The 12,889-nt window shown below is 73.7% G+C and carries 13 protein-coding genes and 1 pseudogene; 8 read left to right on the plus strand and 6 right to left on the minus strand.

Annotated features, from left to right (window positions below):
• Nucleotides 1-592: 592 nt before the first annotated feature.
• Entirely contained in the window at nucleotides 593-1,045 is a 453-nt protein-coding gene (locus EBH09_RS32995) for a phospholipase (RefSeq protein ID WP_121750500.1), read from the plus strand.
• Between the two features lie 19 nt (nucleotides 1,046-1,064).
• Here the strand turns inward: EBH09_RS32995 and EBH09_RS33000 are convergent, their stop codons facing one another.
• The 3 genes from EBH09_RS33000 to EBH09_RS33010 form a co-directional block, all read right to left on the minus strand.
• Nucleotides 1,065-1,745 (minus strand): phosphatase PAP2 family protein, encoded by a 681-nt coding sequence (locus tag EBH09_RS33000; protein ID WP_121750501.1) that lies wholly within the window; start codon nucleotides 1,743-1,745, stop codon nucleotides 1,065-1,067.
• A gap of 322 nt (nucleotides 1,746-2,067) precedes the next feature.
• Nucleotides 2,068-4,332, minus strand: coding sequence for a heavy metal translocating P-type ATPase (locus EBH09_RS33005; protein ID WP_121750502.1), 2,265 nt, complete (start codon nucleotides 4,330-4,332; stop codon nucleotides 2,068-2,070).
• A gap of 78 nt (nucleotides 4,333-4,410) precedes the next feature.
• Nucleotides 4,411-4,656: a heavy-metal-associated domain-containing protein gene (locus EBH09_RS33010; RefSeq protein WP_121750503.1), complete on the minus strand. Its 246-nt coding sequence runs from the start codon at nucleotides 4,654-4,656 to the stop codon at nucleotides 4,411-4,413.
• 190 nt (nucleotides 4,657-4,846) lie between these two features.
• Between EBH09_RS33010 and EBH09_RS33015 the strand changes: the two genes are divergently transcribed.
• Nucleotides 4,847-5,824 carry a hypothetical protein gene (locus EBH09_RS33015; protein ID WP_121750504.1) on the plus strand — a complete coding sequence of 326 codons (978 nt, stop codon included), beginning with the start codon at nucleotides 4,847-4,849 and terminating at the stop codon, nucleotides 5,822-5,824.
• A 51-nt stretch (nucleotides 5,825-5,875) separates the two neighbouring features.
• On the opposite strand, the gene EBH09_RS33020 is transcribed toward EBH09_RS33015, so the two are convergent.
• Entirely contained in the window at nucleotides 5,876-6,655 is a 780-nt protein-coding gene (locus EBH09_RS33020) for a DeoR/GlpR family DNA-binding transcription regulator (RefSeq protein ID WP_121750505.1), read from the minus strand.
• Between the two features lie 142 nt (nucleotides 6,656-6,797).
• Between EBH09_RS33020 and EBH09_RS33025 the strand changes: the two genes are divergently transcribed.
• Together EBH09_RS33025 and EBH09_RS33030 are read left to right on the plus strand one after the other, a co-directional pair.
• The gene (locus EBH09_RS33025) at nucleotides 6,798-7,679 is read left to right on the plus strand and encodes an SIS domain-containing protein (RefSeq protein ID WP_121750506.1); all 882 of its coding nucleotides are present in this window, start codon (nucleotides 6,798-6,800) and stop codon (nucleotides 7,677-7,679) included.
• A gap of 86 nt (nucleotides 7,680-7,765) precedes the next feature.
• Nucleotides 7,766-8,626, plus strand: coding sequence for a class II fructose-bisphosphate aldolase (locus tag EBH09_RS33030; protein ID WP_121750507.1), 861 nt, complete (start codon nucleotides 7,766-7,768; stop codon nucleotides 8,624-8,626).
• A gap of 33 nt (nucleotides 8,627-8,659) precedes the next feature.
• Here EBH09_RS33030 and EBH09_RS33035 read toward each other — a convergent pair whose 3' ends face one another.
• Nucleotides 8,660-9,793: a methyltransferase gene (locus EBH09_RS33035; RefSeq protein WP_121751124.1), complete on the minus strand. Its 1,134-nt coding sequence runs from the start codon at nucleotides 9,791-9,793 to the stop codon at nucleotides 8,660-8,662.
• Between the two features lie 97 nt (nucleotides 9,794-9,890).
• Between EBH09_RS33035 and EBH09_RS33040 the strand changes: the two genes are divergently transcribed.
• Nucleotides 9,891-10,541, plus strand: a complete 651-nt coding sequence (locus tag EBH09_RS33040; RefSeq protein ID WP_121750508.1) for an alpha-ketoglutarate-dependent dioxygenase AlkB — start codon at nucleotides 9,891-9,893, stop codon at nucleotides 10,539-10,541.
• Nucleotides 10,542-10,578: 37 nt separating this feature from the next.
• Complete coding sequence (locus EBH09_RS33045; protein ID WP_121750509.1) at nucleotides 10,579-11,817, plus strand: ROK family protein; 1,239 nt, start codon at nucleotides 10,579-10,581, stop codon at nucleotides 11,815-11,817.
• 27 nt (nucleotides 11,818-11,844) lie between these two features.
• Here the strand turns inward: EBH09_RS33045 and EBH09_RS33050 are convergent, their stop codons facing one another.
• Nucleotides 11,845-12,243: a VOC family protein gene (locus EBH09_RS33050; protein WP_121750510.1), complete on the minus strand. Its 399-nt coding sequence runs from the start codon at nucleotides 12,241-12,243 to the stop codon at nucleotides 11,845-11,847.
• 188 nt (nucleotides 12,244-12,431) lie between these two features.
• Here EBH09_RS33050 and EBH09_RS33055 point away from each other — a divergent pair, with 188 nt between their 5' ends.
• Together EBH09_RS33055 and EBH09_RS33060 are read left to right on the plus strand one after the other, a co-directional pair.
• Nucleotides 12,432-12,716, plus strand: a complete 285-nt coding sequence (locus EBH09_RS33055; RefSeq protein WP_121750511.1) for an SHOCT domain-containing protein — start codon at nucleotides 12,432-12,434, stop codon at nucleotides 12,714-12,716.
• Nucleotides 12,713-12,889 (plus strand): annotated as a pseudogene (locus tag EBH09_RS33060) (ABC transporter ATP-binding protein); the annotation flags it as partial. The gene EBH09_RS33055 and the pseudogene EBH09_RS33060, both read left to right, overlap by 4 nt.

The raw sequence follows: 12,889 nt of genomic DNA on the forward strand, positions 1-12,889 counted from the left end.
GCGCAGCAGCAGGGGGCGGGGGGGGAGGGGGCGCGCGACGGACCGAGGAGAGGGAGAGGTGACGTCGCCCGCGCCGGGCTGCTGCTGTTCGCCGCCGACCTGGCGCCGGCCGGTGCCGGACTGCCGGGTCACGGCTCTTCTCGGTACCGGTACTGGCCGCCATGATCGGCGCGTTCGCCGCACTGGTGGTACTGCGGGCCTGTGCCCGCCCGAGTCGCTCACCGACTGGCCGGCCCGCCGTGCGCGCCGCCGCCGGGACCGCCGGGGACGCCGTACGGGACGTGGGCGGCAGCGGCCCGGTGCTGCTCGCGGTGGTTACGGCGGCCTTGTGTGCCTGGACGCTGCTGCCGCGGCGTTCCTGGCCCCGGCGCCACTGGTGTTGGCGCTCACGGCCGTGGACGTGCGGCACGCACACGGGAGTTGAGTGGCAGGGGGGTCGGGTCGGCGTACGTTCACGCCCTGATCTCCCGCCGGGCAGAAGAGTTAATGGGTCATTAGGGCGACGGATGTGTGAAGGCATGGTCGAGATGCGCATCATCTTGACATGAACCTGCGGCCCGAGGGGCGGGTCGCAGCCTCATGGAGGTGTGGAATGCACCGCAGACTCGCCACCGGACTCACCACCTCGGCCCTGGCCGTGACCGCCGTCCTCGGCACCGCCGCGACCGCCGAAGCCGCTCCCGCCGACAAACCTCGGGTACTCGCGAGCTGGACCCAGACCAGCGCGTCGAGCTACAACGCCTGGACCGCCGCGCGGGCGAACCAGTCCGCCTGGGCCGCCTACGGGTTCGACTGGACCACCGACTACTGCTCGTCCTCGCCGGACAACCCGTTCGGCTTCCCGTTCAGCACCTCGTGCGCACGCCACGACTTCGGCTACCGCAACTACAAGGACGCCGGCTCCTTCAGCGCCAACAAGTCCCGCCTCGACAGCGCCTTCTACGAGGACCTCAAGCGGGTCTGCGCCCGCTACGGCGGTGCCACCAAGGCGGCCTGCAACAGCACCGCGTGGACGTACTACCAGGCCGTGAGGGCCTTCGGCTGACGGTCCGCTCGGCGGCCCGTCACCCGGGCGCGGGGGACGACACCGGCGCCGCCGAGCGGAACGACCGCACGCCCGGAACCGGAGCGGCCGCCGCCGCGAGGGCGGCGGCCGCACTGGCGATGCCCAGCACGGCGCCCGCGGCCACGTCGCCGGGATAGTGCACGCCGACGTGGACCCGGGCGTAGCCGACGGCACTCGCCAGCGCGCCGAGCGGGACGGCGGCCGCGGGCAGGACCACGCCGACCGCCGTGGCGAACGCGACCGCCGAGGCCGTGTGACCGGACGGGAACGACGCCGACGCGGGCATCGGCACGTGCCGGTCCACCGTGACCCGCGCCGCCTCCCGGTCGGGCCGCGCCCTGCGCACCAGTCGCTTGCCCAGCACGTTCGCGGAAGCCGAGGCCACGGCGACCGCCCCCATCCCGACGAGAGCCGCCCGGCGCGGCCGCGCACCGCTCAGGGCGAGCACGGCGGCGATCGCGAGTGAGACCTTCGAGTGGTCGGCGGCGTGGGACAGCCGGCGCAGCGTCCGGTCGAGCGTGGGCGTGGACGTGGCGGCCACCGCCGCGTACAGGGCGCCGTCCACGGCACGGAGATCACCGAGTACGGCGGTGAGGGCCCGCCTGCGTGGACGCGCCGGGCCGGTATCCGGCGCGAGCGGTCCGCTGGTGTCCCCGTCGGCGTTGGTCGGTTCGGTCATGGGCTCCTGCTCCGAGGGGCGATGAGGCCGGGTGACGCCCGGGGCGCCGGGAACGCCGTGAGCCCGTCGCGCACCGCGCGTGATCCGTCGCCGCACCAGCCTGGACCCCCTCCGGGCCCACCGCGCGTCGGCGGGGCCCGTCCGGGGGACCGCGCGGGCGCCCCCGGCCAACTCGTGCGGGCGCCTCACGGCCACTCGTCCGGAGGGCGACGCCGGGCCCGTCCTGTCCGCGAAGGTGTGCCCGGCGAGCCGCCGAACACGCGCGTGAGCCGCCGTCCGACCCACGAGGGGGCGGCCGGCGGCTCGGCGGCGTCGCGGTGGGTCAGCCCGCGGCGCGGAAGGACCGCAGGCGCAGGGAGTTGCCGACGACGAAGACCGAGGAGAAGGCCATGGCCGCGCCGGCGATCATCGGGTTGAGCAGTCCGGCCGCGGCGAGCGGCAGGGCGGCGATGTTGTAGGCGAAGGCCCAGAACAGGTTGGACTTGATGGTGCCCAGCGTCTTGCGGGCCAGCCGGATGGCGTCGGCGGCGGCGCGCAGGTCGCCGCGGACGAGGGTGAGGTCGCCGGCCTCGATGGCGGCGTCGGTACCGGTGCCCATGGCGAGTCCCAGGTCGGCCTGGGCGAGCGCCGCGGCGTCGTTGACGCCGTCACCGACCATCGCCACCGAGCGGCCCTCGCCCTGGAGGCGCTTGACGACGTCGACCTTGTCCTCGGGCATGACCTCGGCGATGACGTGCTCGGGGCCGATGCCGACCTCGCGGGCGACGGAGGCGGCCACGGCCCGGTTGTCACCGGTCAGCAGTACCGGGGTCAGACCCAGGGCGCGCAGCCGGGTGATCGCCTCGGCGCTTGTCTCCTTGACCGCGTCGGCCACCTCCAGGACCGCCCGCGCCTCGCCGTCCCAGGCTACTGCGATCGCGGTCCGGCCGGCCGTCTCCGCCTCGGCCTTGGCCGTGGCCAGCTCCGCCGGGAGGGCCATGGCCCACTCGGCGAGCAGCTGCTCGCGGCCGACGAGGACGGCGTGACCCTCGACGACGCCCTGCACGCCGAGCCCCGGGACGCTTGCGAAGTCCTCGGGGGCGGGCAGCGCGCCCAGCTTCTCCAGGGCCCCGTCCGCGACCGCCCGGGCGATCGGGTGCTCCGACGCGTGCTCCAACGCCCCGGCCAGCCGCAGCACTTCGGCCTCCGGTGTGCCGGCGCCGGTGTGGACGGCGAGCAGGGTCATGCGGCCGGTGGTGACGGTGCCGGTCTTGTCCAGGACGATCGTGTCGACCTTGCGGGTGGACTCCAGGACCTCGGGGCCCTTGATGAGGATGCCGAGCTGGGCGCCGCGCCCGGTGCCGACCATCAGCGCGGTCGGGGTGGCGAGGCCCAGGGCGCAGGGGCAGGCGATGATCAGTACGGCGACGGCGGCCGTGAACGCGGCGGTCAGTCCGGAGCCGTTGCCGACCCAGAAACCGAGGGTGGCCAGCGCCAGGGCGATGACGACCGGGACGAAGACCCCGGAGATGCGGTCGGCGAGCCGCTGCGCCTGGGCCTTGCCGTTCTGCGCGTCCTCGACCAGCTTCGCCATCCGGGCCAGCTGTGTGTCCGCGCCGACCCGCGTCGCCTCGACCACCAGGCGGCCGCCCGCGTTCAGGGTGGCGCCGGTGACCGGGTCGCCCACGCCGACCTCGACGGGCACCGACTCGCCGGTGAGCATGGAGGCGTCGACCGCGGAGGTGCCTTCCACGACCGTGCCGTCGGTGGCGATCTTCTCGCCCGGGCGGACCAGGAAGCGGTCGCCCACCGCCAACTCCGCCGTGGGAATCGTCCATTCACCGCCGTCCGGGTTCAGTACGGTGACGTCCTTGGCGCCCAGTTCCAGCAGGGCCTTCAGCGCGGCGCCGGCCTTGCGCTTGGAGCGGGCCTCGAAGTAGCGGCCGGCGAGGATGAAGGCGGTCACCCCGGCGGCGGCCTCCAGATAGATGTTCCCGGCGCCGTCGGTGCGGGCGATGGTCAGCTCGAACGGGTGGGTCATGCCGGGAGTGCCCGCGGTGCCGAGGAACAGCGCCCACAGCGACCACAGGAACGCCGCCGACGTGCCGACCGAGATCAGCGTGTCCATGGTGGCCGCGCCGTGCCGGGCGTTGGTGAAGGCAGCCCTGTGGAAGGGCCAGGCGGCGTAGGTCACCACGGGCGCCGCCAGGGTCAGCGACAGCCACTGCCAGTACTCGAACTGCAACGCCGGCACCATCGCCATCGCGACGACCGGGACGGCCAGCACCACCGCTGTGACCAGCCGCTCCCGCAAGGGCCGCAGTTCGTCGGCGGGCTCGGCGCTCTCCGTGCCGGGCGCGGGCTCGGCGCGCACCGGCTCGGGCTCGCGGGCGGTGTACCCGGTCGCCTCGACCGTGGCGATCAGCTCCGGGACGGACACGTCACCGGCGTAGTGGACCTTGGCCTTCTCCGTCGCGTAGTTGACGGTGGCGGTGACCCCGGCCATCCGGTTGAGCTTCTTCTCGATCCGGGCGGCGCACGAGGCGCAGGTCATGCCGCCGATGGCGAGTTCCACCTCGGCCGGTGCGCTGGTCGTACTCGTGGTCATGGCTGCTCCTGATGCGGGGGTCGTCGGCCGGGACCCGGCGTGCGGGTCGAGGTGGTGCGGCGGGGGAGCGCGGGTCGGTCAGACCCGGCCGGTCAGCTCGTAGCCGGCCTCGTCGACGACCTCGGCGAGCGCGGCGTCGTCCGGCTCGGCGGTCGCGGTGACGGTGACCCGGCCCGTGTCGAGCTCGACGTCGACACCGGTGACACCGTCCAGCTCGCCGATCACCCGGGTGAGCGTCGCCTCGCAGTGACCGCAGCTCATCCCGGCGACCGTGTAGGTGGTGCTGACGGGCGGGGTGACGGGGGTGGTGACGGTCGAAGTCATGGGGTTTCTCCAGAGCGTCGTCGTGAAATACGGGGAGGGGGTACCCTCGCCGAGTTCATGTATACCCCCAGGGGGTAGTAAAGGCAACTCTCCATTCGCCTTGACTCGGTACCCCCTAGGGGTATGGTGAAGTGCATGGAGAGGCCTCCGCACGAGCCACGGAGACCCGGAATCCGAGGAGACGACCGCCATGCACACCGGACTGAGGATCACCGCGTTCGCCGCCGCACTCGCCGCCTCATTCGGCACCGCCTACGGAGTCGGCAGGGGAGTGGACCCGGTCGTCGCGGAGAAGGCGCCCGCGACCCACGACGAGCACAGCCGCCCAGCACCGGAACCGAAGGGGGGCGGCGGTCACGGGGGGCACGAGAACATCACGCCCGGCGGGCTGCAGATCTCCGAGAACGGCTACTCCCTCGACCTCGCCACCCCACGCGTCACCGCCGGTCAGCGCGCCGAGCTGCGCTTCACCGTCCGGGACGGCAGCGGCGAGGCCGTCACCGCGTACCAGCGCGAGCACGACAAGGAACTCCACCTCATCCTGGCCTCACGCGACCTGGTCACCTACCGCCACCTGCACCCCACGCGAGCCGCCGACGGCACCTGGAGCGCCCCCGTGGACCTGCCTCGCGCGGGCGGCTACCGCGTCTTCGCCGACTTCACCCCGGCGAAGAAGGACGCGGAGAACCTCACCCTCGGCGCCGACCTCGCCGCCTCCGGCCGCTACGAGCCCGTGAACCTGCCGGCCCCGGACGGCACCGCCCGGGCCGACGGCTACCAGGTCGAACTCGCCGGATCCCTGCGCCCCGGCAAGGCGAGTGAGCTGAAGCTGAAGGTCTCCCGGGGCGGAGAGCCCGTCAACGACCTCCAGCCCTACCTCGGCGCCTACGGCCACCTGGTCGCCCTGCGCTCGGGCGACCTCGCCTACCTCCACGTCCACCCGAACGGCGAACCCGGCGACGGCGCCACGAAGCCCGGCCCGGAGATCTCCTTCACGGCCACCGCGCCCAGCGACGGCACCTACCGTCTCTTCCTGGACTTCCAGCACCAGGGCAAGGTCCACACCGCGGCGTTCACCGTACGGGCCGGATCGGCACCCACGGCGCAGGACTCGGCTCCGACGGCTCCGGCAGCACCGACCGAGCACACCGACGGTCACGGGCACTGACGGCCCCGGCCGCTGACGGCCGTCGTGGCCGTTGACCGGACGTGGTCTGCCCTAGGCCGTGACGACCCGGACCCCCGCCTCCTCGAACTGCCGTACCAGGTCCGGGTCGGCCGCACCGTCCGTGACCAGCGTGTCCACGGACTCGGCCGCGCAGATCCGGGCGAACGCCCGCCTGCCCAGCTTGCTGGAGTCGGCGGCCACCACGACGCGCTCGGCACGCTCGCACAGCAGCCGGTTGATCGCGGCCTCCGCCTCGTCGTGGGCCGCGGCGCCGTGCGCGACGTCGAAGGCGACGACGCCCAGCACCGCCACGTCGAGGGTCACCTGACCCAGCACCCCGTCGGCGAGGGGCCCGATCAGCTCGTACGACTGCGCCCGGGCCACGCCGCCGGTCACCACGATCTTGAACTGCGGCCGGACGGCCAGCTCGTTCGCGATGTTCAGCGCGTTGGTGACCACGGTCAGCGCGGGGGTGCCGGAGGCCAGGTCGGCACGCACGGCCAGGGCGCGCGCCACCTCGGTGGTGGTCGTGCCCCCGGTCAGTCCGACCGCCTCGCCCGGTACCACCAGGGCGGCGACCGCCTGCGCGACGCGCTGCTTCTCCGAGGCCCGGCGGGCCGTCTTGTAGCGCAACGGCAGTTCGTACGACACCCCGTGAACGACCGCGCCACCGCGCGTGCGCACCAGCATCTGCTGCTCGGCGAGCCGGTCGAAGTCGCGGCGGATCGTCGCGGCCGAGACCTCAAGCTCGGTCGCCGCCTCTTCGACGTCCAGCCGGCCGCGCTCGACGAGCAGCTCCAGCAGCGCCTTCCAGCGGGCGTCGCGCGACATCCGCGCCTCCGTTCCTCGATCTCCAGCCGACCCTAGCGCACCGTACTCTTCCTCGGATTGCTTGATTGTGCTCGAAAGCTGGCTATATCTTGCAGGAACAATCAGCACGCAGGAGTAGTGGAGCGATCGGGGAGTGTGCGGCATGACGTATGTCGAGGACGAGCTCAACAGCCAGCCCGAGTGCTGGACGCGCGCCGCCGCGCAGGCGGCACGGCACACGGCGGCGCTTCCGGTGCCGGGGGAGCGGGTGGCGATCGTCGGATGCGGCACCTCGTACTTCATGGCCCAGTCGGCGGCGGCGCTGCGTGAGGGCGCGGGCCAGGGCGAGACGGACGCGTTCGCCGCGTCCGAGTTCCCGCGGGGCCGGGCGTACGACCGTGTCGTCGCCCTCACCCGTTCCGGCACCACCACCGAAGTACTCGAACTGCTCGGGGAGTTGAAGGGCCGCACCCGCACCGTCGCGCTCACCGCCGACCCGGAGACTCCGGTCATGGCGGCCGCCGACGACGTGGTGGTCCTCGACTTCGCCGACGAACGGTCGGTCGTGCAGACCAGGTTCGCGACGACCGCCCTCACCCTGCTCCGCGCCCACCTGGGCCTGCACACGGACGCCGTCGTCGCCGACGCGCGCACCGCACTCGCGGCCGAACTGCCCGAAGGGCTCGTCGAGTGCAACCAGTTCACCTTCCTGGGCCGGGGCTGGACCGTCGGACTGGCCAACGAGGCGGGCCTGAAGATGCGTGAGGCCTCCCTGTCCTGGACCGAGGCATACCCGGCCATGGAGTACCGACACGGCCCCATCAGCATCAGCACGGTCGCCACGGCGACCTGGATGTTCGGCGAGGCCCCGGAGGGACTGGCCGACCAGGTCCGCGACACCGGCGCCCTGTGGGTGCCCGGAGACCTCGACCCGCTCGCCGAACTGGTCCGCGCCCAGCGCCTCGCCGTCGCCGTCGCCGCCGCGCGCGGCCTGGACCCGGACCAGCCCCGTCACCTCACCCGCTCGGTGATCCTCAGCCCCTGACACCCGCGCCTGACGCCCTCCTCCTGACCCCCGCCCCGACACCGACCCCCGACACCCGCGCTCCGACGCGCGGGAAGGGAGAGACCGTGCCCCTCGCCACCACCGGCGACCTGGTCGGCCGCGCCGCGCACGAGCGCTCCGCCGTCGCCGCCTTCAACGTCATCACCCTGGAACACGTCGAGGCAGTCGTCGCGGGCGCCGAGTCCGTGCGCATGCCCGTCGTCCTCCAGGTCAGCGAGAACGCCGTGAAGTACCGCTACGGCCGCCTGCTGCCGCTGGCCCGCGCGGCCGTCGCCGCCGCCGAGGGCGCCGCCGTACCCGTAGCCCTGCACCTCGACCATGTCCAGAACGACAGCCTGCTGCGCCAGGCCCCGGACGCCGGGTTCAGTTCGGTGATGTACGACGCCTCCCGGCTGCCGTACGCGGAGAACCTCGCGGCGACCCGGGCCGCCGCCGACTGGGCGCACGCCCAGGGGCTCTGGATCGAGGCGGAACTGGGCGAGGTCGGCGGCAAGAACGGCGCACCGCCGCTCGACGCCCACGCGCCCGGCGCCCGCACCGATCCCGCCGAGGCACGCGCCTTCGTCGCCGACTCCGGCTTGGACGCGCTGGCCGTCGCCGTCGGCAGCTCCCACGCCATGACCACACGCACCGCCGCCCTCGACCACGACCTGCTCAAGGAACTGTCTGGTGCGCTGGACGTGCCGCTCGTCCTGCACGGCTCCTCCGGAGTCCCGGACGGCGAACTCGCCGCGGCGGTCGCGGGCGGTATCTCCAAGGTCAACGTCGGCACCGCGCTCAACATCGCCATGACCGGCGCGATCAGGGAGTACCTCGCCACCCGCCCCGAGGCGGTCGACTCGCGCGGCTACCTCACGGTGGGCAGGGAAGCCATGGCGCGGACGGTGGCGACGATCATCGAGGTGGTCGCCCGGACTACTTCCTGACCGTCACTGGACCTCTCCCCGGCCGTCCACGGACTACTTTTTGACGGCCTTGAGCACCACGAACTTCCGGTCGCTCGCCACCAGGTGGCTGTTTCCGAACAGGCGCCGCAGCTTGACGTGGTAGCCCAGGTGCCGGTTGCCGACCACCCACAGCTCGCCGCCGGGGCGCAGCACCCGCCGCGCCCCGGTGAACATCCGCCACGCCGTGGCGTCGGTCGTCGCCTGGTGGGAGTGGAAGGGCGGGTTGTTGAGCACCAGGTCGACGCTGTCGTCGGGCACCCCGGCCAGCCCGTCACCGACCCGGAACTCGGCCCGTTCCGCCGCCCCGTTCGCCTGGTACGTCGCCTCCGCCGAGGCCACGGCCTGGAAGGACTCGTCGGTGAACAGCACCTCCGCCGCCGGGTCGGCCAGCGCGACCGCCGTACCGACCACACCGTTGCCGCAGCCCAGGTCCACCACCCGACGGGCGCCGCCGGCGTCCGGCAGGTGCCGGAGGAAGAACCGGGTGCCGATGTCGAGCCGGTCGGCGCAGAAGACACCGGCGTGGTTGACGACGGGCCGGCCGGACAGCGGCCCGACGTCGTCGGGGAGCCGGTAGGTGAGGGGCCAGGGATTGTCGGGCCGCTTCAGCGCGGGGTCGGGCGTGGCGAAGATGAGCCGTGCCTTCTTCTCGGCCAGTGAGGTCCGGGTCGGTCCGACGATGCGCTCGAACAGCCTCAGCGTCGAGGTGTGGATCTCCTTGACCATCCCGGTGCCGACGACGACCGTGCCCTCGTGCAGGGCGGGCGCCAGCCGCAGCAACTGGTCCTCCAGCAGGGCCAGGCTCTTCGGCACCCGCACCAGCAGCACGTCGACACGGTCCGGCGGTGGGTCCTGCGTGGTCAGCAGGCGCACGGAACCCGGCTCGGCGCCGGCCCGCTCCAGGTTGGCGCGCGTCGCCTCCCGCGTGAGGTACGAGTCGGTGATCTGCACCGGCCGGTGCGCCGCCAGCGCCGTCACGAGCGCTCCCCAGCGGTCGCCGACGACCACGACCGTGCCGGAGAGCGGGACGTCCTGCTCCGCGAGGTGCCCCAGCAGATACTCGTCGGAGGCGTCCCAGGCCCGGAGCCGGTCGCGCGGGTCCTCGGGGAAGCGGGCCGGCACATGCTCGCCCCATGGAGTCGTCATACGGTCGCTGCGGTCGTTCATCGTGCGTCCAGGCTAGCCGAGCCGCAGCTCAGGCCGTGCCGGGCGGAGCGAAGGGGGCTGCGGGCAGGATGGAGACATGGACGCGGAGCTGTTCCCCAGGGCCCTCACCGAGATCGCGCCCGGCGCCGTCCACGTGCCGGACTGGCTGGGCACCGGGCGGCAGCGTGAGCTGCTGCGCGCCTGCCGCGAGTGGGCCCGCCCACCGGCCGGACTGCGCACGGTCCGCACTCCCGGCGGCGGCACCATGACCGCGAGACAGGTCTGCCTCGGGTGGCACTGGTACCCGTACGCCTACGCCCGCACCGTCGTCGACGGCGACGGCGCGCCGGTGAAGCCCTTCCCGGCATGGCTCGCGGACCTGGCCCGCCGGGCGGTGACGGACGCGCTCGGCACCGACGCGGTGGCGGAGACGCCGTACGACGTGGCACTGATCAACTTCTACGGTTCCGACGCCCGGATGGGCATGCACCGCGACGCCGACGAGAAGTCCGACGCGCCCGTGGTGTCCCTGAGCCTCGGCGACACCTGCGTCTTCCGCTTCGGCAATCCCGCAACCCGGGCCCGCCCTTACACCGACGTCGAGCTGCGCAGCGGCGACCTGTTCGTCTTCGGCGGGCCGTCCCGGCTCTCCCACCACGGCGTGCCCCGGGTGCACGCGGGCACCGCACCGCCCGAGTTGGGGCTCACCGGACGGCTGAACATCACGCTGAGGGTCAGCGGCCTCTAGGCCCCCCGGCCCGGCGGATCATGGGAGACTCCCCCTCATGAGCGGCAAGGCGGACCCCCGGGCGGCGGGGGAAGGGACCACCTCGAGGACGCGGCTGGACCGGGGGCGCGGTGCGCTCGGACCCGCGTTGGAGCTCGTGCACACCGGACGCGCCCCCACCAGGGCCGTCCTCACCGCGGAACTCGGCGTGACCCGGGCCACGGCCGGCGCGGTCGCCGCCGAACTGGAGGCGCTGGGCCTGATCCGCGTGGACGCCCGGCCCGGCGCCGCGGCCGGTTCGCAGGGCCGCCCCTCGCACCGCCTCGCGGTCGCCGAGGACGGACCCGTCGCGCTGGCCGCCCAGGTCCACGCCGACGGATTCCGTGCCGCCCTGGTCGGCCTCGGCGGCCGTATCGTCGCCACCGCGCCCGGCTGCGAGGTCGTCGACGCCGACCCGGCGAAGGTGCTCGGCTCCGTCGTCGAGGCGGGCGCGGAACTCCTCCGGGAGACCGGGCGACGTTGCGTCGGCGCGGGACTCGCCGTACCGTCCGCCGTGGCGGAACCGGAGGGCCTGGCGCTGAACCCGCTCCACCTGGCCTGGCCCGCGGGCGCGCCCGTGCGGCGGATCTTCGCGGAGCAGGTGCGCGCCGCCGGCATCGAAGGACCCGCGTTCGCCGCGAACGACGTCAACCTCGCCGCCCTCGCCGAGCACCGTCACGGGGCCGGGCGCGGAGCCCGCGACCTGTTGTGCGTGGCCACCGGCCACCGCGGGGTCGGCGGCGCCCTGGTCCTCGACGGCCGCCTGCACATGGGCAGTTCGGGTCTCGCGCTGGAGGTCGGCCATGTCACCGTCAACCCCGAGGGCCGCCCCTGCTACTGCGGCGGCCACGGCTGCCTGGACGTGGAGACCGACCCGCTGGCCTTCCTCACCGCGGCCGGCCGCGAGCCCGGCCCCGAGGTGTCCCTGCTCCAGCAGTCCATCGACCTGATCCGCGGCCGCTACACCGACCCGGCCGTCCGCGCCGCGACCCAAACCCTCATCGACCGTCTGGGCCTCGGCCTCGCGGGCCTGGTCAACATCCTCAACCCGGACCGCATCATCCTCGGCGGACTCCACCGCGCGCTCCTGGACGCCGACCCCGAGCGCCTGCGCGCGGTCGTCGCCGACCGCAGCCTGTGGGGCCAGAGCGGAGGCGTGCCGATCCTGCCGTGCAGCCTGGACCACAACAGCCTGGTCGGCGCGGCCGAGTTGGCCTGGCAGCCGGTCCTGGACGACCCGCTGGGGGCGTTGGCCTGAGTGAGGTGCCGGTTCGGGCCGGCCGGGTCAGGACGTCGGCCGGTTGCCGCCGCTCGGCGCGTGGCTGAGGTCGACGACGCAGAAGATGTTGCCGTCCGGGTCGGCGAGGACGACGAAGTCGGGCTCGGGCGGATAGAGGTCCCAGTCGACGGTCCGCGCGCCGAGACCGGTCAGCCGCCGCACCTCCGCCCGCTGTTCCTCCGCCGTGTCCGTGAACAGGTCGAGGTGGAGCCGGGGGCGCGGCTCGGCCGGTGACTCGCTGCGCAGCAGGCCGAGGGCCGGCCCGGAGCCGTCGGCGTGGCCGAGCGTGCGCCATGTCTCGCTCTTCCACTCCTCGGTGGCGACCAGGTTCAGAGCAGCCGTCCAGAACGCCACCGCGCGGGGCACGTCCGTGACGCCGATGACAGGGATACCGAGTCTCAGCATGGCCCCGAGCCTACCCATGCCCCCGGCCCCCGGAAGCGGGAGCGGAACGCGCGCGTACTCCCCGCGAGGTACGCACGCTGCCGCTGGCCGTACGACGACCCGGGCCCGCCCCGGGGAGGAGGCTCGAAAGCGACGAACAAGGACGTCAGGACGTCACCGAGGATATCGCTACCGAGGAGTTGGACGACATGGAGACCCTGGCACACTTCGGCGACGGCGGGCCCGGCCCGTGGATCCTGTTCTTCCCGGTGGTCTGGGCACTGGTCATCGCCGGCGGCGTCACCCCGCTGCGCCGCACCGTCTGGCGCGTCCGCCGCGGCCCCGGCCGCCCGGCCGCGTTCGACGACAACTCACCCATCAGCGTCCTCGGCCACCGCTTCGCCTCCGGCGAGATCGACGAGGACGAGTACTGGCGCCGGCTGTCCGTGCTGGACGAGCGGTTCGGCCGTACGGGCAAGGGCGGTGCGGCATGACCACGACGGCAGCCGTCCGGGCCGCCGCCCGGGTCGTCGACGCCGTGAAGGTCTACAGCGGTGGCGACACCGCCGTACGCGTCCTGGACGGGGGCAGCGTGGGCTTCCCGGCCGGCCGCTTCACCGCCGTCATGGAACCCTGGGGCTCCGGCAGGTCCGCGGGACCGACGACC

The organism is Streptomyces sp. E2N166 (genome assembly GCF_003671715.1).
Taxonomy (GTDB): domain Bacteria; phylum Actinomycetota; class Actinomycetes; order Streptomycetales; family Streptomycetaceae; genus Streptomyces; species Streptomyces thinghirensis.

What these genes read in the sequence shown, in the direction of transcription:
- EBH09_RS32995 (WP_121750500.1), top strand. Translation starts at nt 593, where the DNA reads ATGCACCGCAGACTCGCCACCGGACTCACCACCTCGGCCCTGGCCGTG.
- EBH09_RS33000 (WP_121750501.1), bottom strand. Translation starts at nt 1,745, where the DNA reads ATGACCGAACCGACCAACGCCGACGGGGACACCAGCGGACCGCTCGCG.
- EBH09_RS33005 (WP_121750502.1), bottom strand. Translation starts at nt 4,332, where the DNA reads ATGACCACGAGTACGACCAGCGCACCGGCCGAGGTGGAACTCGCCATC.
- EBH09_RS33010 (WP_121750503.1), bottom strand. Translation starts at nt 4,656, where the DNA reads ATGACTTCGACCGTCACCACCCCCGTCACCCCGCCCGTCAGCACCACC.
- EBH09_RS33015 (WP_121750504.1), top strand. Translation starts at nt 4,847, where the DNA reads ATGCACACCGGACTGAGGATCACCGCGTTCGCCGCCGCACTCGCCGCC.
- EBH09_RS33020 (WP_121750505.1), bottom strand. Translation starts at nt 6,655, where the DNA reads ATGTCGCGCGACGCCCGCTGGAAGGCGCTGCTGGAGCTGCTCGTCGAG.
- EBH09_RS33025 (WP_121750506.1), top strand. Translation starts at nt 6,798, where the DNA reads ATGACGTATGTCGAGGACGAGCTCAACAGCCAGCCCGAGTGCTGGACG.
- EBH09_RS33035 (WP_121751124.1), bottom strand. Translation starts at nt 9,793, where the DNA reads ATGACGACTCCATGGGGCGAGCATGTGCCGGCCCGCTTCCCCGAGGAC.
- EBH09_RS33040 (WP_121750508.1), top strand. Translation starts at nt 9,891, where the DNA reads ATGGACGCGGAGCTGTTCCCCAGGGCCCTCACCGAGATCGCGCCCGGC.
- EBH09_RS33045 (WP_121750509.1), top strand. Translation starts at nt 10,579, where the DNA reads ATGAGCGGCAAGGCGGACCCCCGGGCGGCGGGGGAAGGGACCACCTCG.
- EBH09_RS33050 (WP_121750510.1), bottom strand. Translation starts at nt 12,243, where the DNA reads ATGCTGAGACTCGGTATCCCTGTCATCGGCGTCACGGACGTGCCCCGC.
- EBH09_RS33055 (WP_121750511.1), top strand. Translation starts at nt 12,432, where the DNA reads ATGGAGACCCTGGCACACTTCGGCGACGGCGGGCCCGGCCCGTGGATC.